Source organism: Dellaglioa kimchii (assembly GCF_046115505.1).
Lineage (GTDB): Bacteria > Bacillota > Bacilli > Lactobacillales > Lactobacillaceae > Dellaglioa > Dellaglioa kimchii.
The window spans coordinates 457,307-478,132 of record NZ_CP170736.1; the positions used below are offsets into that span (position 1 = coordinate 457,307).

At 31.5% G+C, this 20,826-nt stretch carries 22 protein-coding genes; 19 read left to right on the forward strand and 3 right to left on the reverse strand.

The annotated features are described in order from the left end of the window. The first annotated feature begins 11 nt into the window (after positions 1–11). The 10 genes from ACE83Q_RS02190 to ACE83Q_RS02235 all read left to right on the forward strand — a co-directional run bounded on the left by ACE83Q_RS02190 (position 12) and on the right by ACE83Q_RS02235 (position 9,794). Complete coding sequence (locus tag ACE83Q_RS02190; RefSeq protein ID WP_409022505.1) at positions 12–1,046, forward strand: helix-turn-helix domain-containing protein; 1,035 nt, start codon at positions 12–14, stop codon at positions 1,044–1,046. Then, the gene (locus tag ACE83Q_RS02195; RefSeq protein WP_409022506.1) at positions 1,033–2,484 is read left to right on the forward strand and encodes a RecQ family ATP-dependent DNA helicase; all 1,452 of its coding nucleotides are present in this window, start codon (positions 1,033–1,035) and stop codon (positions 2,482–2,484) included. The genes ACE83Q_RS02190 and ACE83Q_RS02195 overlap by 14 nt, the downstream gene beginning before the upstream one ends. A 57-nt stretch (positions 2,485–2,541) precedes the next feature. Continuing rightward, positions 2,542–3,150 (forward strand): LysM peptidoglycan-binding domain-containing protein, encoded by a 609-nt coding sequence (locus tag ACE83Q_RS02200; RefSeq protein ID WP_409022507.1) that lies wholly within the window; start codon positions 2,542–2,544, stop codon positions 3,148–3,150. A gap of 54 nt (positions 3,151–3,204) precedes the next feature. Then, positions 3,205–3,870, forward strand: coding sequence for a (d)CMP kinase (cmk, locus tag ACE83Q_RS02205; RefSeq protein WP_409022508.1), 666 nt, complete (start codon positions 3,205–3,207; stop codon positions 3,868–3,870). Between the two features lie 98 nt (positions 3,871–3,968). Further along, positions 3,969–5,213: a 30S ribosomal protein S1 gene (rpsA, locus tag ACE83Q_RS02210; RefSeq protein ID WP_409022509.1), complete on the forward strand. Its 1,245-nt coding sequence runs from the start codon at positions 3,969–3,971 to the stop codon at positions 5,211–5,213. A 91-nt stretch (positions 5,214–5,304) separates the two neighbouring features. After that, entirely contained in the window at positions 5,305–6,615 is a 1,311-nt protein-coding gene (gene der / locus ACE83Q_RS02215) for a ribosome biogenesis GTPase Der (protein WP_409022510.1), read from the forward strand. Between the two features lie 198 nt (positions 6,616–6,813). Continuing rightward, on the forward strand, positions 6,814–7,089 hold the full coding sequence (locus ACE83Q_RS02220; RefSeq protein WP_409022511.1) for an HU family DNA-binding protein: 276 nt from the start codon (positions 6,814–6,816) through the stop codon (positions 7,087–7,089). Positions 7,090–7,243: 154 nt separating this feature from the next. Next, positions 7,244–8,503, forward strand: coding sequence for a tetratricopeptide repeat protein (locus tag ACE83Q_RS02225; RefSeq protein WP_409022512.1), 1,260 nt, complete (start codon positions 7,244–7,246; stop codon positions 8,501–8,503). 80 nt (positions 8,504–8,583) lie between these two features. Next, positions 8,584–9,054 carry a GNAT family N-acetyltransferase gene (locus ACE83Q_RS02230; protein WP_409022513.1) on the forward strand — a complete coding sequence of 157 codons (471 nt, stop codon included), beginning with the start codon at positions 8,584–8,586 and terminating at the stop codon, positions 9,052–9,054. 134 nt (positions 9,055–9,188) lie between these two features. Then, positions 9,189–9,794: a sugar O-acetyltransferase gene (locus tag ACE83Q_RS02235; protein ID WP_409022514.1), complete on the forward strand. Its 606-nt coding sequence runs from the start codon at positions 9,189–9,191 to the stop codon at positions 9,792–9,794. A 96-nt stretch (positions 9,795–9,890) separates the two neighbouring features. Here ACE83Q_RS02235 and ACE83Q_RS02240 read toward each other — a convergent pair whose 3' ends face one another. Both ACE83Q_RS02240 and ACE83Q_RS02245 read right to left on the reverse strand, forming a co-directional pair. After that, positions 9,891–10,721, reverse strand: a complete 831-nt coding sequence (locus ACE83Q_RS02240) for a site-specific integrase (protein WP_409022515.1) — start codon at positions 10,719–10,721, stop codon at positions 9,891–9,893. Between the two features lie 91 nt (positions 10,722–10,812). Then, positions 10,813–11,664: a YitT family protein gene (locus ACE83Q_RS02245; protein WP_409022791.1), complete on the reverse strand. Its 852-nt coding sequence runs from the start codon at positions 11,662–11,664 to the stop codon at positions 10,813–10,815. A gap of 173 nt (positions 11,665–11,837) precedes the next feature. Between ACE83Q_RS02245 and dapB the strand changes: the two genes are divergently transcribed. From dapB to ACE83Q_RS02270, 5 genes are all read left to right on the forward strand, one after another. Continuing rightward, positions 11,838–12,623 carry a 4-hydroxy-tetrahydrodipicolinate reductase gene (gene dapB, locus ACE83Q_RS02250; protein ID WP_409022516.1) on the forward strand — a complete coding sequence of 262 codons (786 nt, stop codon included), beginning with the start codon at positions 11,838–11,840 and terminating at the stop codon, positions 12,621–12,623. After that, a complete protein-coding gene (locus tag ACE83Q_RS02255) occupies positions 12,620–13,834 on the forward strand; it encodes a CCA tRNA nucleotidyltransferase (protein WP_409022517.1) in 1,215 nt (404 codons plus the stop codon). Before dapB ends, ACE83Q_RS02255 begins: the two co-directional genes overlap by 4 nt. A gap of 96 nt (positions 13,835–13,930) precedes the next feature. Continuing rightward, positions 13,931–15,826 (forward strand): ABC-F family ATP-binding cassette domain-containing protein, encoded by a 1,896-nt coding sequence (locus ACE83Q_RS02260; RefSeq protein ID WP_409022518.1) that lies wholly within the window; start codon positions 13,931–13,933, stop codon positions 15,824–15,826. 7 nt (positions 15,827–15,833) lie between these two features. Further along, on the forward strand, positions 15,834–16,781 hold the full coding sequence (locus ACE83Q_RS02265; RefSeq protein WP_409022519.1) for a thymidylate synthase: 948 nt from the start codon (positions 15,834–15,836) through the stop codon (positions 16,779–16,781). 23 nt (positions 16,782–16,804) lie between these two features. Further along, positions 16,805–17,293 (forward strand): dihydrofolate reductase, encoded by a 489-nt coding sequence (locus ACE83Q_RS02270; RefSeq protein WP_409022520.1) that lies wholly within the window; start codon positions 16,805–16,807, stop codon positions 17,291–17,293. A 49-nt stretch (positions 17,294–17,342) separates the two neighbouring features. Here the strand turns inward: ACE83Q_RS02270 and trhA are convergent, their stop codons facing one another. After that, positions 17,343–17,984 (reverse strand): PAQR family membrane homeostasis protein TrhA, encoded by a 642-nt coding sequence (gene trhA, locus ACE83Q_RS02275; RefSeq protein WP_409022521.1) that lies wholly within the window; start codon positions 17,982–17,984, stop codon positions 17,343–17,345. A 139-nt stretch (positions 17,985–18,123) separates the two neighbouring features. Between trhA and ACE83Q_RS02280 the strand changes: the two genes are divergently transcribed. The 4 genes from ACE83Q_RS02280 to ACE83Q_RS02295 all read left to right on the forward strand — a co-directional run bounded on the left by ACE83Q_RS02280 (position 18,124) and on the right by ACE83Q_RS02295 (position 20,816). After that, positions 18,124–18,972 (forward strand): DegV family protein, encoded by an 849-nt coding sequence (locus tag ACE83Q_RS02280; protein WP_409022522.1) that lies wholly within the window; start codon positions 18,124–18,126, stop codon positions 18,970–18,972. Between the two features lie 198 nt (positions 18,973–19,170). Continuing rightward, positions 19,171–19,953, forward strand: a complete 783-nt coding sequence (locus tag ACE83Q_RS02285; protein ID WP_409022523.1) for an SGNH/GDSL hydrolase family protein — start codon at positions 19,171–19,173, stop codon at positions 19,951–19,953. 11 nt (positions 19,954–19,964) lie between these two features. Continuing rightward, the gene (locus ACE83Q_RS02290) at positions 19,965–20,579 is read left to right on the forward strand and encodes a YpmS family protein (protein ID WP_409022524.1); all 615 of its coding nucleotides are present in this window, start codon (positions 19,965–19,967) and stop codon (positions 20,577–20,579) included. 15 nt (positions 20,580–20,594) lie between these two features. Beyond that, a complete protein-coding gene (locus tag ACE83Q_RS02295) occupies positions 20,595–20,816 on the forward strand; it encodes a YozE family protein (protein WP_409022525.1) in 222 nt (73 codons plus the stop codon). Positions 20,817–20,826: the final 10 nt, after the last annotated feature.

Sequence of the window (20,826 nt, forward strand, 5' to 3'; positions counted from 1 at the left end):
GATGGTATTTTATGGTTGAAGATTATCTCTTACAAATGTTTAATGTCGAATATCGGCGACCTAATGTAATATTTAGCATTATTACAGGTCGGAATACTGTTTCCAATATATATTGGGGAATGCGTTATGATTTGCTAGATTATTTTAGTATTGATCCTCAATTTACAAATGAAATATATCAAAAAATACTTTCTAAGTTGAAACAAAATAAATTACTCACTGAATCTAATGGGCAAGTTCGGTTAACGCAAAATGGTTTAATTCGACAAAAAAAAGCGAAAAGCGATTTATATCAAATTAAGCACCCTAAATTAATAAATCAATATAAATTTAATGAATGGTCAGAAACTTGTATTTTAGCTATACAAGTTGTGTCTGAACTTAGTTTTGTTAATCGTCATTATTATCCTGTCGTAACATCCGAATTAACTAAATTTAATATCAAAAAATGGATTTCTAACAATGATAAAACAATACTAACAAAACAAGTTAATTTAGAATTACGATTGTTCGTGCAAGAAATTGATACAAATTCTAGTTTAATATTTATGAACAAATTAATTGGTCATAATCTTAATGGATTGACCAATAAACAGTTAGCAAATGAGTTGAATCTATCAGAAATGGAGATTCAATTAATATACAGAGATACAATAAATTTTTTTGCTAGTTGGATTGAGGAGCAAAAACAAAGTGTGTTCAAAGAATTAGTTCAGTCAATTCTAAAAACAGGAATTATTTCTGAAAGTGCAAAGGAAACGATGAGATTAATTACTATGGGCCTATCTGTTAGTGATGTGGCTAAAAGTAGAGGATTGAAGACTAGTACAATTTTTGAACATTTACTTGAATTAGCAATGATTAGTGAAAAATTTCCATTTGATACTTTTTTAACAAAAAAAATAATTAATGATTTATCTGAAATTATGGGGAGAGATATTGATCAAGTACCTTTTAAAATAATACAAAATAAGAAACCTGATATAAATTTTTTCGATTATCGTTTGTATCAAATTTATAGGAGTAAAATAGATGTCCAAAATTAATTTAAAAGAAAAATTGATGGAATACTTTGGATTCGATTCATTTATGATAGGCCAAGAAGAAACCATAGAAACTATCTTATCCGGTCAAGACACGTTATCAGTACTACCTACAGGGACTGGGAAATCATTGTGTTATCAGTTAGCTGGCTATCTTATGAATGGTACGACAGTTATCGTTTCACCGTTGTTATCTTTAATTCAAGATCAAGTTAGTCAATTTAATTTTCGTGGTAATGGGACAGCTATTGGATTAACATCAATATTGAGTTATTCTGAAAAAAAATATGTGTTAAAAAATATACAATCTTATAAATTTGTTTATTTATCTCCTGAAATGTTAAGTCAATTTGAAGTGATAAATGCCCTTAAACAAATAGATGTATCACTATTTGTTGTAGATGAGGCACATTGTATCTCCACTTGGGGACCAGATTTTAGGCCTGATTATTTGGATTTGAATAATGCAATTGTGAAACTTGGTACACCTTGCGTTTTGGCGTTGACAGCCACAGCTACACTAAATATTCAGAATGATATTATGACACAATTAAAAACAGAAGGTCGAGATTTTCATAAAATCATTAAATCGGTTAATAGAAGTAATATTTTTTTAAGTGTCTTAAAAGTGCATGATGAATCTGATAAAAATAAACAATTATTAAATTTATTGAATAAAATCAAGGGTGTTGGAATCGTTTATTTCTCGAGCAAGAAAAAGGCAAATGAGGTCTCAGATTTAATAAATAATAACACTGGATTAAGGTCTGAACCGTACCATGCTGACTTGAATGATATGGCAAGGTATACGGTACAAAGACAATTTATGGAAAATCAAATAGATGTTATATGTGCAACAAGCGCTTTTGGTATGGGTATTAATAAAAAAGATATTAGATACGTTATCCATTATCATATGCCCGCTGATTTTGAAAGCTACGTACAAGAATTTGGCCGATCTGGACGAGATGGCCAGCAGAGTATCGCAATTGTTTTTTCTCAAGAAAATGATGTGTTTCTACAAAGAAACTTAATTGATTTAACCATTCCAGATGATGATTTTATTAGGATGTATTTTAAAAAACATAAGGAATTAGTTGGTCTTGGAGAAGAAAAAGGTAAACTGTTAGATTATTACTATGAGAAACAAAGCTCAGTTGAAGAGGTGCAGTTCCTTTTTAGACAAAGGAAAATTGAAAAAGAAACTGGATTACAAAATATGATAATGTTTGTTAATTCAAGTAATTGTCGAAAGCAACAAATTTTAAACCATTTTGGAGAATCGAAATTAATAGAACATGATGAATTCTGTTGCTCAGCGTTATTTAATGTGGATGTACTTCAAAAGATTGGATTAGAAAAAAAGATAATCAAAAATGATGACAAGCAGTTAATTCAATCAACAGATAATATTATTTCAAGATTGTTTAAATTATCTTGAGAATAATTTGGATTATTATGGTAAAATAATGATAATTGTTTTTAGGAGGATTGAAAAATGAGTGATAAAAAAGATAATTCAGAAAAAAAGCCTTGGGAAAAATCATTCGAAGACGATAGAGACGATAATGGAAATTATTCTCGATCAGCGAATAGACGTAAAAGTAAAAATAGTTCATTATTAACTACGGGGTTATTAGTTGTTTTTGTAGCTATTATTATTGGAACGATTGCTTTTTATATTGTTGAAAGTAACAAAGTATACCAACCAGAAGATAGAACCACAAGCGAGAGTTCAGTAAGTAAAAAAATAGTTACCAAAACTGATGATTCTGATAGTTCTAGCTCAAGTGCTAAGAAAAGCTCTGAATCAAAAGAAAAAGCTAGTTCTGAATCGAAAGAAAAAGCATCAAAAGAAAAAGCTAGCTCTGAATCAAAAGAGAAAGCTAATTCTAGCACTAATTCAAGCTCTAGCTCAGCGTCTAGTGAATCAACCAGCTCTGATAGTTCATCAAGTGCATCTTCAAAGTCATATGTAACTGTCGAAGCAGGACAAGGCATATATCGTGTTGCAGCAAACAATGGGTTAACTACAGAACAACTTCTACAAATGAATCCAGGGTTGACTACTTCTATTAGTGCAGGACAAAAAATAAGAGTTAAATAATATACATATGGGATTGATATCTAATCAATCCCATTTTTATGGAGGAATTACTTGATGAAAAATAATATCCAAATTGCAATTGACGGACCGGCATCCGCAGGAAAAAGCACTGTCGCTAAATTAGTTGCTAAAAAATTAAATTATGTTTATTGCGACACTGGGGCAATGTATCGAGCAATTACTTTTGAAGCAATGGCAAAGAATGTTGCGCTGGATAATGATGATAAGTTAGTTAGTCTATTAAAAGATACAATAATTTCTTTTAAACCAGCAAATCCAGAACAATTAGTCTATATAAACAATCTAGACATAACACAAGCAATTAGGCAACCTGAGGTAACTAATAATGTTTCAACGGTTGCTGCTCAAGAAGGTGTACGCAAGGAATTAGTTAAAAGACAACAAGAAATTGCCGAAGATGGATCAATTGTTATGGATGGTCGTGATATCGGAACGACAGTATTACCAAATGCTGAAGTTAAAATATTCTTAGTTGCGAGTGTTAAAGAACGTGCTCTTCGCCGATTTAAGGAAAATCAAATTAAGGGTATTAATACAACACTTGATGTTTTAGAGTTTGAAATTGCCGAACGAGATCGAAAAGATTCTACACGTGAAATTTCTCCGCTTATTCAGGCAAAAGATGCTATACTTGTAGATACGACTTCAATGAATATTGATGGGGTCGTACAGAAAATTATGGATATAATTAACAAATAATAAAATAAAATGTGAAAAATGAGTATTAGCACTAGTAATTACTCTTCATTTCAGCTAAAATAATAAATAGAGTTTATTCGCTAAGGAGGACATTGTCCATGAGTAATATTGAAGAAAATAATGATTTACTAGAAGCATTAAATAGTGTAAGTGAAGTTAAGGTTGGTTCTGTTATAAAAGGTGAAGTTTTAGCTATCGATGATGCTAAACAGGTCATTGTTGGTATTGAAGGCGCCGGTGTTGAAGGTGTTGTACCAGCTAAAGAACTAGCACTTAAAGCTGGTGAAGAAACAGAAGACGTTGTCAAAATTGGTGACGTTATGGATTTAGTTGTTATTTCAAGTATCGGTGGCGATAAAGAAGGTGGTAGTTACTTACTATCACAAAGAAGAATTGCTGAACGTGAAGTTTGGAATGACTTACAAAAATTAGCTGATGATGATGCTACAATCGAAGCTATAGTAACACAAGTTGTTAAAGGTGGATTAGTTGCTGATGCTGGTGTGCGTGGATTCGTACCCGCTTCAATGATTGATGATCGTTTTGTTGAAGATTTATCAAAATATAACCATCAAACATTAGATTTCAAAATTATTGAAATTGACCCAACTGAAAATAGATTAATCTTATCACATAAAGCAATTGTTAAAGCTCAAAGAGATGCTCAAAAAGTAGAAACTCTTAAAACTTTAACAGTTGGTGAAGTTGTAACAGGAACAGTTGCCCGTTTAACTAACTTCGGTGCATTTGTTGATCTTGGTGGTATTGATGGACTTGTTCATATTTCAGAAATTTCTTACAACCGTATTTCTAAGGCAGAAGATGTCTTATCAGTTGGTGAAGAAGTTAAAGTTAAAGTATTGGCAATCGATTTAGATAAGAACCGTATTTCATTATCAATCAAACAAACATTACCTCAACCATGGGATAATGTTGAAAATGATATTCATGTAGATGACGTCTTAGATGGTACTGTTAAACGTTTAACGACATTTGGTGCATTTGTTGAAGTTATGCCTGGAATTGAAGGATTAGTTCATATTTCACAAATTTCTTACACACATATTGCTACACCAGGCGAAGTTTTAAAAACTGGCCAAGCTGTTCAAGTTAAAGTACTTGAAGTACATCCAGCAGAACATCGTTTAGCTTTATCAATTAAAGCTCTCGAAGAAAAACCAGCAACAGAAGAAAAACCTGAAAAGAAAAAAACAGTTAAAAAAGCTGCACCAAAAGCTAAAGCTCCTAAATCAACAATGAGTGGTATGCCAGAAGAAAGTACTGGTTTCACACTTGGTGATATTTTAGGTAAAGCATTAGAAGATGCAGATACTAACAAATAATTAAAATATTATTTTTAAGTAACGACTGAACTGTAGTTCAGTCGTTTTTATTATTTATTACAAAAGATATTTAGAGAGTGAGGTACTATCTATGGCAAATCCTGTTGTAGCAATTGTTGGACGTCCTAATGTTGGAAAGTCCACAGTTTTTAATAGAATAGCCGGGGAAAGAATTTCAATTGTTGAGGATACTCCTGGTGTTACACGAGATCGTATTTATGCTCATAGTGAGTGGTTAGCGCAAAAATTTAGCTTGATTGATACTGGTGGTATCGATATCGGTGATGAACCCTTTTTGACGCAAATCACTGAACAAGCACAAATCGCAATCGATGAAGCTGATGTTATTGTTTTTCTTGTAAGTGTAAAAGAAGGCGTAACGGATGCTGATGAGAAAGTGGCTAAAATTTTATATCGTTCTGATAAGCCAGTTATTTTAGCGGTTAATAAAGTTGATAATCCCGAGTCTAGACAAGATATTTTTGATTTCTATTCATTAGGATTTGGAGAACCATTTCCAGTTTCTGGTAGTCATGGCCTTGGGGTTGGTGACTTATTGGATGAGATTACAAAGAAATTCCCTGAAAATATTCCTGATGAAGATGACAGTCGAATTAAGTTTAGTTTGATTGGTCGTCCTAACGTGGGCAAGTCTTCATTGGTGAATGCTATACTGGGTGAAAATCGTGTTATTGTTTCACCTATTGAAGGGACTACACGTGATGCAATTGATACAGCTTTTGATACTGAAGAGGGCGATATGTTCTCAATGATTGATACAGCTGGTATTAGAAAACGCGGAAAAGTATATGAAAATACTGAAAAGTATTCTGTACTACGTGCCATGCGTGCTATTGATCGTTCAGATGTTGTTTTAGTTGTGTTAAATGCTGAAGAAGGTATTCGGGAACAAGATAAAAGAGTTGCAGGGTATGCCCATGAAGCAGGACGAGGTATCATTATCGTCGTAAATAAATGGGATACTCTTGAAAAAGATAATCATTCATTATCTGATTTTGAGGCTAATATACGTCAAGAATTTGCATATCTTAGTTATGCTCCTATTATTTTTGTGTCTGCAATTACACAGCAACGATTATCTAAGATACCTGAATTAATTAAACGCGTAAATGAAAATCATAGTCGTCGTATTACATCTTCAGTATTAAATGATGTCATTATGGATGCAGTAGCCCATAATCCAACGCCAACTGATAATGGAAAACGTTTAAGAATTTACTATGCAACACAAGTAGCAATACAACCACCTACATTTGTTGTATTTGTTAATGATACTGATTTGATGCATTTTTCATATGAACGTTTCTTAGAAAATCAAATTAGAACATCGTTTGATTTTGAAGGAACACCAATTCATGTTATTGAAAGAAGAAGAAAATAATTCAAATTGATAAAACGCTACCATGCCATCTTTTTTTCTGCTAAAGTAGTTAAATACCTTGATGTAATACGTTTTGTATGGTATCTTAAATAAAGAATTAGTAGAGTAATCTCTGGTTCTATTATTATTATTTATTTTAAATAATAATGGCTGAATATTTTTAAATATTCGGACACATTTTAGGGGAGGTGAAACATTATGGCAAACAAAGCACAATTAATCGAAAATGTTGCAAAAGAAACAGGATTGACAAAAAAAGATGCTACTGTCGCAGTTGATGCTGTATTTGGTTCAATCCAAAGCACATTAGCTACAGGTGAAAAAGTTCAATTAATCGGTTTCGGTAACTTTGAAGTACGTGAACGCGCTGCTCGTAAAGGTCGTAACCCACAAACTGGTGAAGAAATTCAAATCCCTGCAAGTAAAGTACCTGCATTTAAACCAGGTAAAGCTTTAAAGGATTCTGTTAAATAATACTTAGAAAAAGCTAGTACAATTCATTTTGTACTAGCTTTTTCAATCTATAATTTATTTTATAGACAATAGTTATGTACGAGATTACTAGCTATTGTGTGTATGATAGATTAAACTAAACCATATTAATTTAATAATGAAGGGAAGTTATTTAATGACGCATTCAGAAATTATGCTAGACTACTTGGACGAAGGACAAATTGATGAGGCAATGAAAGAATTTGCCAGAGCATTAAGAAAAGACAATGATGCAACATTATTTAGTTTAGCAGAAGAGTTATATAGCTTAGGTTTTTTAGCTCAATCTAAACGTACTTATGAAAGATTATTAGAAAAATATCCAGAAGAAGATACTTTAAAAACATTCCTAGCAGATATTGCAATTAGTGAAGGAAAATCTGATGAAGCGCTTAACTATTTGTCAGAAATTGAAGAAGATTCAGAAGCTTATCTTCAGTCTCTTATGGTTGCAGCCGATTTATATCAGACACAAGGTATGTTTGAAGTTAGTGAAAATAAATTATTAACTGCATACAAGTTGGCCCCTGAAGAAGAAGTTATCCAATTTGCTCTAGGCGAACTATATTTTAATACGAAACAATTTAGTCAGGCAATCGGATTTTATCTTGAATTAATTAAATCAGGACAGACTGAACTGTCACAGGTTAACTTAGTACAAAGATTAGGTGTTAGTTACGCAAACAGTGGGCAGTTTGAAAAAGCAATGGCATATTTAGAACAAATTCATTTAGAAAATATGGACTCTGATACTAAGTTACAGATGGGTTTAACCTATCTACAATTAAATGATCAACAAAAAGCAATTGATATTCTTTATGATTTGAAGGAAGAAGATCCTTCTTATACGTCCTTATATCCAATTCTTGGCCAAGCACTTTCAAATGAGAATAGATTAAATGATGCTTTACTTGTCTATCAAGAAGGGTTAGCGGTTGATGAGGTAAATGATACATTGTATGAACAGGCAGCTACTGTTGCCTTAAAATTGGACGATGAGAAGCAAGCTGAAAAGTATTTAAATAAAGCAATTGATATTAATCCAGATAATACTGGCATATTATTACAATTAAGTAATTTATTAGTTAAGCAAGAACGTGATGATGAAGATATTAAATTACTAGAAGATATCAAGAGCGACGGAGATGTAGATCCTCAAATATTTTGGAATTTAGCTATTTCATATGAAAGACTTGAAGATTATGATAAAGCTGAAGAAAATTATTTAGAAGCATACCCTTATTTTACTAATCAAGTTGACTTTTTAAGATCTGTTATATTTATTTTTAGAGAAAACGGACGACAAGAGGAGTTAAAGGACGCGATTAAACATTACTTAGCTTTAGTACCTGATGATCAAGAAATTATTGATATTCAAAATGATATAAATTATTAAAATAAAACGTTTATATCATTTTTTGGTATAAGCGTTTTTTGTTAGCAATTTATAAGATTTTTTAAAGAAGGAGAGTTAAAATGCTCATAAATCAGATAGTGATACCAAAATTAGAAGATAGTACTGAAATATTTAAATTAATTAATCGTAATCGTCTTGAATTAAGTGAGTGGCTTCCATGGGTTAGTGCTTTGAAATCGATTAATGATGAAATAATTTTTTTAAGAGACTCTTTTAAGGATGAAACTAAATTAATTTTCGCTATAAAAATTAATAAGAATATCGTTGGCATGATTGATTTACATGGAATAGATTTACATATGGGAACTGCTGAGGTTGGTTATTGGTTAGACAAGTCGTATGTAGGACGCGGAATAATGTCAAAGGCCTTAACAGAACTTGAGAAACTAGCTATAAAGGAATATAAGTTAAAAAAATTAAAAATAATACTAGATTTGAATAATATAAAAAGTTTGAAAGTAGCTAAGACTAATAATTATCACTTTATAGAACAAAATGACCAAAATTTAATTTTTGAAAAGAGATTATAGAATTTATGATGGTATATTTATAAATGATATTATTATTTTTTGCTTTTTAATTGCTATTAAGGATATAATTTTAGATAGGTAATGTTGTTTAAATGGCGATTAATTATCTAAAATTATATATCGGGGGTAGGGACATGAAAGATTTAAATGAAAAAGAAATTGAACGATTGAGTAAAAAAAGTATTACTGAGAAAATTATAGATGGCGATTGGTACCAATATTCTAAAGAAGAATGGGCTCAAAAAACTGTTAAAACAAGTGCACAAACTATTTATAAAATAAATAAATTGGCGGCACATGATACGAATGATGCAGATAAAATGCTTAAAGAATTCTTACCTAATATGGAAAAATCTGCTGAAATATATTTTCCAATTTCAACTATAGAATGGCCGGAAATGTTAAAAATAGGGTCAGGCACATTTATTAATTCTAATTTACAGATTTTAAGTGCAGGACAAATAACAATTGGAGAACACTGTTTCATTGGGCCTAATTGTCAGTTATATACACCTAATCATCATTCTATGGACAAAAATTTACGTCGTGAAGGATGGCAATATGATGCACCAATTACAATTGGTGATGATTGTTGGTTTGGTGGATCAGTGATTGTTTTACCTGGTGTCACGATTGGAGATAATGTCGTCGTTGGTGCTGGTAGTGTGGTAACAAAAGATGTACCTGATAATGTTTTAATCGCAGGTAATCCAGCACGAATTATTAAGACTATTGGTTAGATAAAGTTATGACGAAAAGTAGCATAATTTAAAAATATTTAGGCAACAAAAAGGAGCTAGAATTTTTCTGGCTCCTTTTTGTTGCCCTTTTAAGGTTTATATGATTAATTTTTGTTCAATAATTAAATGACGGTAGTATAAAAGTGAATTTGGATCAATTCTTAACGTCATCATAATTTCCGAATCTGTCATCGTATTGTTAGTGAGAATAAAAAAACAAATAGCTGACTGGTACAGCAGACGTGGTGAAACATTTGGCGCAATAAATTGTAAATCTTTCTTTAAAAATTTGTGTAGACCAGGTAAAGATAATAAAGGTGCTTCAACATTTTTACGTAGTTTTAAAAAGCAATCGTTGGAGTTTTGTAAAATTTGTAGTTGTTTAATATAGGTATTGAATTGCTTCAAAAATAATTCCTCTGTTTCCGTAAATGTTAATTGTTTAAAGCTAACGAAGAAACCAGGTTGTAAAATTTCTGAAATTTTAAAGAAATGACGTGTCATTAATAAAACAAGTCGAGAATAGTAGCTAATTTCTGAATTGAAAAGATAAGAGTCGAAGTCTATTAACCAATTGAAGGTTATAACAGAATTTGCGATATTTTTTTTTCCTTTTAACATTAATGTTGGAATATGAGTATTTATCTGATGGGTAAATAAATATTTAAAATAACCATTCAGATGCGATAAAACCTTAGTATATGTTGAATTTTTAATATTTCTTTTATCTTGAAGCATAGTTAAATATTGACGAACGTCTGATTCTAAGATAGTTTCAACCATTATTGGATTAGAGAATGCATCATTAAAATTTAGAAGATAGTTAAAAAAATCATGAATATCGTAGTTATATTCTAAAATTGTTGATGGGGACAAAGAGTTGGATTCTAATGATAAATTAAAAGCTTTTTGATAGGGATAATTCATTTAATTGCCTCCTTTAGTAATAAACAATAAGTTACTTTAACTATACCACACTAATAAAGCGCACTGCAAAAATCGCAGTGCGCAAGACCAATCATTTATTAAAGATATTAGTGATTTTATTCTTTTTTTGTCGATTAAAACTAAACCCTTGTCCCAGTACTTCGTTAACACTACTAATTGAAACAAAAGCATTTGAATCCTGGTTTTGTAATATTTCCTTCAACTGATGAAGTTCATTACGGTTGATAACAACATAAATCATTTTTTTATTTTGGCGAGAATAAGATCCCTCACCATTGATATAACTAACACCTCTACCTAATTTATCCCAAATTTCATTAGTTATAATTTGATATTGGTCACTAATTATTAAGATGCCAAGTCCAGAATAACTACCTTCAAGAGTGAAGTTAACAATTTTTGAGAAAACATATGAGCTTAGTAGGGTATACATCATATGCCTTAAATCTAAGTAGCTAAGTGATATGACCAAAACAGCAATATCAAGGGCAAGAATTGTCTTACCCATTTGAATACCACGTGTTTTTTCAAAAATTCGAGCCACTACATCAGTTCCACCAGTAGTACCACCAAAACGATATACTAAGCCTGACCCAAGGCCACCAAAAGCACCAGCAAGGATACCTGCTAAAAACAAATCATCATTTACATTAATTTGAATCGGAACACGTTGCCAAATCCATAAGAAAAGAGATAACATTATTGTTCCATATATAGTATAGACTAATGATCGTTTACCTAAAAAACGGTAACCAATAAGGATTAATGGAACATTAATTGCAATTGTTGAATACGCAGGATCAATATGAAACCAATAACGTAAAATTAAAGTAACTCCGGTTATACCACCTTCAGCAAGATGGTTTGTTATATTAACGGTTGCTAATCCAAATGCATAAAAACAACAACCTAACGCAATCATTACTAAATCGATTATTTTAATTCGTTCATTTTTTAAGATTAGTTCTACCCCCTGAAATAAATTCAATATAAATATCATACCATATTATCGATGAATGTCTGCTGACTATCATTTTAAATCTAGTATAAATCTGTTAAACTAGATTGTATTAATTAAAGATGAGGAGGATTACTATGATTAAAGTTTTGGTTGCTGGGTTTAAAGGACGAATGGGTGCCACTACAACAAATATGATCTTAGAAAATCCATTATTTGAATTAGTTGGAGTCTATAGTACTACAGCTACAGAAAAAAATATAAATGAAATTACTGACTATAAGACAGAGAATGTCCCAATATTCAATAAGCTAGATGAAATAAACGTAGTTTCCGATGTTTGGATTGATTTTACTGTCCCAAGTGTTGTTTTCGAAAATACTAAATTTGCTATTTCGAAACATATGTCACCAGTTATTGGGACTACGGGTTTATCGGAAAATAATATAGCTGAACTTAAACAATTATGTAAAACAGAAAAATTAGGTGGATTGATTGCACCTAATTTTGGTATTTCAGCTGTTTTATTAATGCAATTTGCGCAACAAGCTGCTAAGTATTTACCTGACGTTGAAATTATTGAAATGCATCATGATAATAAATTGGATGCTCCAAGTGGTACAGCCTTAAATACCGCAAAATTAATTGCTGAAGTTCGTAAACCTAAAATTCAAGGCAACCCTGATGAAAGAGAAACATTACCAGGTGCGAGAGGTGCAGCCTTTGAAGGCATGAGAATTCATAGTGTCCGTTTACCAGGCTATGTTGCTCATGAACAAGTCTTATTTGGTGGCGAGGGTGAAGCATTAACTATTCGTCAGGACTCATTTGACCGTATTTCATTCATGTCTGGTGTTGCATTAGCTACTGAAAAAATTGGACAATATAAAGAATTACTAGTTGGATTGGAAAATATATTATGATAGTTTCCAATCTTGCGGATGATTTCATTAATGCTGAACCAGTGATTAAAGCCATTGAAAATGCTGGTTTTGAAGCATATTTTGTCGGAGGAAGTGTTAGGGATACTATCTTAGGATTACCAATCCATGATATTGATATTGCCACTAGTGCATACCCTGAGGAAATTAAGGAAATTTTTAATAAGACGGTAGATACAGGCATTCAACATGGGACTGTTATGGTTTTAGATCATGGAGAAGGTTATGAAATCACCACATTTCGAACAGAATCAACCTATCAAGATTTTAGACGTCCAGATCATGTTGAATTTGTACGCTCTTTAGAAGAAGATTTAAAACGTCGTGATTTTACAATCAATGCCTTAGCAATGACACATGATGGACGGATTATTGATTTGTTCAACGGACTACAAGATTTAGAAAATCACATCATTAGAGCTGTTGGCACTGCTGATGAACGTTTTAATGAAGATGCTTTACGAATGATGAGGGCAATTAGATTTGCAAGCCAATTAGATTTCACAATCGAAATGGAAACGAAGAAAGCATTAAAAAAACATGCACCACTATTGAAAAAGATTGCTATTGAACGGATTCATATTGAATTTATTAAATTACTGTTGGGAAAAAATCCTCAAATTGGACTTCGACATTTTGTTGAATCAGATTTAGTAAAATATTGTCCCGAATTTAATAATTATTTATCGGAACTAACTGATATGTCAAAAATGCAATCAATTAAACTTACATCAGAAGTAGCTGCTTGGTCGTTAATTATTCATGTGCTAAAGATAACAGAAACTAATATTAATCATTTTTTAATCTCATGGAAAAGTTCAAATGAGTTAATTACACACGTTCAAATAGTTATCAAAGCACTTAACGGTATTATTCATGATTCCGTTAGTCGAGAACTGATGTATGAAACTGGATTAGAATTATTATTAATTGCAAATGAAGTTGCAGCAATATTTAATAGTAATTTAGATGCAGAAATGCTGACAGTTGCTTATACTGCACTTCCAATTAAGTCTAAAAAAGACATGGCAATTAATGGACGACAGTTAATAAAGGATGTTGGTATTCAACCAGGTGAAAAATTAGGGCAAATTTTATCCATATTGGAAAATCGTATTTTATTAGAAGAAGTCCCAAACGAATCAACTCAATTATTAAAAGTGGCTAAGCAACTAATGTTAAAATTAGCGTAAAAAAAGAGATTAAATATCATTTAATCTCTTTTTTTACAAAGCACGCTTAGTAATACAAATTATAAAAGAGAATCAATTAGATAAGAGAGTGATTACATGCAAACACTAAGGGTAGAACATTTAAAGAAAACATACGGCGAAAAAACATTATTTGATGATTTAAATTTTATTGTTAATGAAAAAGATAGAATCGGATTGATTGGAACTAACGGTTCAGGGAAAACAACGTTATTAAATGCATTAACAGACCTTGACCCAGCTGATTCAGGAGATTTAATTAAACCAAATAACTATCGTATGAGTTATTTAAAACAAATACCAGAATTAAATGATGATATGACAATTATGGAAGCCGCTTTTGAAGGAGCTTCACCTATTTTTGAAACAATTCGTCATTATGAAGCTGTTTTAACAGCTTATAGTGAACATCCTGAAGATGAAAAATTACAGCAACGTTACTCAGATGCGGAAGATCGTATGAATCGTGAAGATGCATGGAATGCCGATAATGACGTTAAAACAATTCTAACGCAATTACAAATAACGGATTTAACACAAAAAGTCTCAACCTTATCCGGTGGACAGAAAAAAAGAGTCGGCTTGGCGCAAGTACTCATACAAGCTCCTGACTTATTAATTCTTGATGAACCAACAAACCATTTGGACTTTAGTTCTATTGAATGGCTAGAAAGTTACCTTAAAACGTACAAAGGAGCTTTAATTGTTGTTACTCATGATCGATATTTTTTAGATCAAATTGCCAACCAGATTTTAGAACTATCATTTGGTAAATTACACTCGTATGAAGGTAACTATCAAGATTTCGTTGCTCAAAAGGCTGAAAGAGTTGCTCAGGAAATTACCGCTGAGCATAAAGAACAACAGCTATATAAAAAGGAACTAGCTTGGATGCGTACTGGAGCAAAAGCTAGATCAACAAAACAACAAGCACGAATTAACCGTTTTAACGATTTAAAAGAAAATATGAATTCATTACAAATTGATCAAGATGTTTCAATTGGACTAGGCCAACAGCGGCTTGGTAAAAAGGTTATTGAGCTAAAAGATGCTAGTTTAGTCTTAGAAAATCATAAAATTATTGATCATTTTAGTGAGTTGATTCAGGCGAGCGATAGAATCGGGATTACCGGTAAAAATGGTGCTGGTAAATCTAGTTTACTAAATGCAATTGCTGGAAAATTACCACTTAACTCTGGCGAATTACTAATGGGCGAAACGGTTAAATTAGGTTATTACCAGCAACAAACTGAACCCATACCTGGCGATAAACGAATGATTAACTATCTAAATGAAATTGGTGAAAATGTCGAAAATAAACATGGCGAACGAATAAGTACAACACAACTTTTAGAGCAGTTTCTTTTTCCAAGATCGATGCATGGGACATTAATTAGACAGCTATCCGGTGGTGAAAAAAGAAGACTCTATCTCTTGAAATTACTCATGCAACAACCAAATGTCTTATTACTAGATGAACCTACAAATGATTTAGATATTGGAACATTAACAGTACTTGAAGACTATTTAGAATCTTTTAATGGCGCAGTTATAACTGTCTCACATGATAGATATTTTTTAGATAAAGTTGCAGATCAATTACTTATTTTTGAAGGCGATGCTAAAATTAATCGTTATACTGGATTATTTACATCGTACCTTGCTAAAGAATCACTGGATGATGCCGTATCAATATCAAAAAAAGAAAAAATTATCGAACACGACACCATTTCTGACGATAAATTAAAAGTTAAATTAACTTATGCTGAACAAAAAGAATTTGAAACAATTGAACAGACAATTGATAATTTAGAAGCTAAGAAAGAAAAAGCTGAAAGTGATATGTCGAATATCAATGACAATGATTTTGTAGCATTAAGTGAACTACAAGTGTCAATTGATAATTTAGATAATGAAATTGAAGAAAAGATGAATCGTTGGGACTATTTAGGTAAATATGCAGAAAAGGGGTAATTTTCGTATGGAAGAAACATATTTGCAACTTGAACGTGATATTTTAATGAACGGAAATGATAAATCTGATCGTACAAAAACGGGAACTAAAAGTCTTTTTGGCTATCAAATGAGGTTTGACTTAAGTCAAGGATTTCCACTACTAACAACTAAAAAAGTACCATTTGGTTTAATTAAGAGTGAGTTACTGTGGTTCTTAAAAGGTGATACTAATATCCAATATTTATTGAAACATAAGAATCATATTTGGGACGAATGGGCTTTTAAAAATTACATTGAAAGTTCTCAGTATACGGGCCCAGATATGACTGATTTTGGCCATCGATCACTTTTAGAGACTGATTTTAAAAAAGAATATGAAGTACAGAAAAACCTTTTTTGCGATAAAATTATTGAAGACGATGAATTTGCAAAAAAGTTTGGTGAATTAGGTGACGTTTATGGTAGTCAGTGGCGTAATTGGAAAACTAGACAAGGTGATACGATTGACCAAATTAAAGATGTTATTGAAGCAATCAAAAAAACACCTGATTCTAGAAGATTAATTGTGTCCGCTTGGAACCCAGAAGATGTACCAAATGTGGCATTACCACCTTGCCATACTTTATTTCAATTTTATGTGGCTGATGGTAAATTAAGTTGTCAATTATATCAAAGAAGTGGCGATGTCTTTTTAGGTGTACCATTTAATATTGCTAGTTATGCGTTATTAACTCATCTAATTGCTAAAGAGGTTGGACTTGAAGTTGGTGAATTCATTCACACATTAGGCGATGCTCATATTTACAATAATCATATAGAACAAGTGAAGGAACAACTTTCTCGTGAAGTGCAACCCATGCCAAAATTATGGTTAAATCCTGATAAAAATAGTATTTTTGAATACGATATGACGGATATTAAAATTGAAGATTATAATCCCGCACCACCTATTAAAGCGCCTGTTGCAGTTTAATATTTACTTAAGGAGGGTCAATAATGATTAATTTTATTTGGGCTGAAGATAATGAACATCATATTGGATATAAGGGGAAGTTACCCTGGTACCTACCAAATGATTTAAAATTTTTTAAGAAAACAACGCTTAATAAAGTTGTTGTTATGGGCAGAAATACATTTGAAAGTTTTCCGGGACTATTACCAAATCGAATTAATATTGTTCTTTCACGTAAAACTGATTTAGTTGAAACGGATACTCTAAAGATTGTTCATTCAATACCCGAGTTGAATAATTTATTAGAAACTTATTCTGAAGATATTTTTATTATTGGTGGCGCAACATTATTTTCTGAATTGTATGTAAATGTTAATAGATTGTATCAAACAAAGATTAACAATACGTTTGATGGTGATGTGGTGATGATTCCTATTGATTATACTCATTGGAAATTAATTGAAACGATTCCGGGAATTATTGATGAAAAAAATGTATATGACCATGAATTTAGAATTTATGATAAAAAATAATTAAAAAGCGAAGGCATACCCGTATTGGATATGTCTTCGCTTTTTAACTTTAAGTATATAATAAAATAGAAAAAAACATTAATCCTGTACCTAACATCACAAATAAATGCCAAACGACATGTAAGTACTTAACACCGTTTATACTATAAATTCCAGCGCCGATTGTGAACGCAATGCCACCAGAAACAAGTAGCCAGAACCCAATTGTACCGAGGCTATTATAAAGTGGCATCATTGCGCTCAAACAAAGCCAGCCCATAATTAGATAAATGATGGTTGAAATTGTTTTAAAATGGCCCAACCAAATTGATTTATAAATAATTCCTAAAACGGTCATCATCCAGATGATTCCGAATAGTGTCCAACCTAATGCCCCACCAACAGAGAGAAGACAATAAGGCGTATAAGTACCTGCTATCAGAATATAGATACTACTATGATCGAAGATTTGAAAAACAGTTCTTGCTCGTGTAAATATTAAACTATGAAATAGGGTAGAAGTTAAGTACAGCAGTACCAAAGATGAACCATATATAGCATACGAGGTAATTTCTAATGCACTACCATCATGAGCACCTTTAATAAGTAAAAAAATCAATCCCGCTATACTTAATCCAAGACCAATACCATGAGTCACCGCGTTTAATACCTCATTTAAGATGAGATACCTTCTACTGTAATTATGTTCCAAAAAAACACCTCAGTCATCAATTTCTATGTGAAATAGACCAGTAATTCTGATATACTAGACATTATAAATAGAAAAGTTTATAGTGACATTATTGTATCATGATTAAAAACTTTTGTTAAGAAAGTGTGGATGAAGAAACATGAAAAAAATTAAAATAATAACGGATTCATCTGTTGGATTAACAGATAATGAAATAAAAGAAAATGACATTAGCATTATACCTCTAAGCGTTATGATTGATGATACTATTTACGTTGAAGGTGAATCAATTACAAATGACGAATTTGAGACTAAAATGGAAACGTCAAAAACGTTACCTAAAACAAGTCAGCCACCAATTGGTACTTTTGTAGAAATGTTTGACAGTCTTGGGGCAGATGGTAGCCAAGTTCTCTCACTTAACATGACTGACCAAATTAGTGGTACGGTTCATACTGCAGAGCAAGCTGCAGAAATGAGTCAATCCGATGTAACCGTTGTTGATACTCGCTCTACTGATCGAGGTATGGCTTTTCAAGTCTTGGCAGCTGCTAAGTTAGCAAATTTGGGTGCATCAATGGATGATATTTTAACAAAAATTTCTGAAATCCGTAAGAATTCAACTTTAAATATGGCCGTTATGACTCTGGATAATCTGGTTAAAGGTGGACGTATATCAAGATTAACTGGTGTTCTTTCAAGTGTTTTAAATATGAAGATTATCTTGGAAATGATTGATGGCGAATTAAAAATTAAAAATAAAGGCCGCGGTATGAAGACGGTTAACAGATTTATTGCAGATTTAGTTGAAGAATTGAAAAGTACACCTAATGTTAAAGCAGTAGGTATTTCTCATGCTGGAAATGAAAAAAAGGCCTTTGAAGTTCGCGATTTATTACAAACAGCAGTCCCAAAAGTTGATATTCTAGTTCGACAGACAGCACCTATTATTGCGACGCATGGTGGTCCAGGGGCTTTTGCAGTGATGTTCTACACAGATAAAGACTAATATATTAAATAATTATTTTTAAACTGGTCCAAAAACAGCTGTTTTTGTCCGGTTTTTTTAATTAAATAAAGGAATGATTTTTTGAAATTTTTTAAAAGCTTTTCCATTACTATTTTAAGTATTTTAGTACTAAGTGGTCTTATATTTAGTGGGCTGTGGTTTGCAACCGGCCATTTTTCGAATCATTCTTTAATAACAGTGCCCCATAAAAAAACAGCTCTTAAGCTAGTATCCCTTGGTGATTCTTTAACGCAGGGTGTCGGAGATGAAACGAATAAAGGTGGATTCGTTTCATTAATTACAGAAAAAATAAATACTGATAAAAATATGAAAGTAACTGCCTCTAACTTTGGTTTATCAGGAGATCGAAGTGATCAAATTTATAGCAGATTAAAGAAACAACCCAAAATGCAAAAAACGTTAAAAAAAGCCAATGTTATTACATTAACAGTTGGTGGGAATGACCTATTACAGGTTATACAAAAAAACATTTTATCTAATGATACTGATAAGTTAAATAAAGCTATTGATACTGAAAAAATGACTTATACAAAAAATTTAAATGATTTATTTAAAGAGATTAGAAAATATAATAATAGCGCGCCTATCTACGTTATAGGAGTGTATAACCCATTTTACGTTTATTTCCCCGAAATGAGTAGTATGAAAACGATTGTTAAATCATGGAATAACGTAACCAACAAGGTTGTTAAAAATGATAAAAATAGTTATTTTGTTAGTGTTGAAAAACAGCTTTCTGAAGGACAATATTATGGTAAAGCAGGTAAATTAGCTAAGACTTTGGGTAGCTCAGATTTATCTGATTTATCTAGTTTTAATCTTGAAAGTGTCTTGCAAGAAAAAGATGAAAAAAACAACTATATTTCTATAACTGATCATTTTCATCCAAATAAAAAAGGTTATAAAAAAATGACTGATTTGTTGTTCAAATCAATGGAAGAACATCATTTATTTAAATAATGAGGAGAATTATGCCGAAAAGAACAGAAAAAACATCAACCACTTTTAACGCATGGAAAGTTGCGTTTATCATATTATTTTCTTTATTGATTGGCGTACTACTTTATTTTTCCGTTAGTATTATGAACCAATCCCAAGATCAAAAGACACTAACAACTCAAACCACTTCAAAAGCAACAAAAAGAACAGAACTAAGCGTGGAAATGAACAAGGAACAACTTAACGGAACCATTAATTATTATTTAAAATCAATTCAAAAAGGTCAATCAATTAAATATCGGTTTTTAGTAGATAAATCTGCCATATTAATGGGCACAACAAAAATTTTAGGACAAAATATTTCATTCACATTATATTCAGATCCAGTTGTAACAGATGATGGTAATATCTTGTTAAAAGCAAAATCTGTTGCTGTAGGTTCATTACCAGTTCCTAAAAAATTTATAATGGATTATGTAAAAAATGCATATGATTTACCAAATTGGATTACGATTAATAGCAAAGAACAAACAATTATGCTTAACTTAAAAAAACTAGATATTGAGAATGGTATACAAGCTAGTGCAACCAAAATTGATTTAAAAACGAATGTTTTTAAATTCGATGTTTCTATCCCTTTAAATTAAATGAGGTATCAATTTATGAGACAAACATTTTATCAATTTTTAATGACCGAACGTAACGATCACGGCACGGATGAGGTGTCCCAATTTGCAAATAATGCATTTTATGATCAAAGTTTTCCTAAATTGTCAGATAAGTATGACTTTCTTTCTAATTATCTTGAATTAAATGCAGGATATTTACCTTCAATGACAATTTTTGATGACGCTTGGGCCCGATATTTAGACAAAATGAATTAGTGGGGAATTA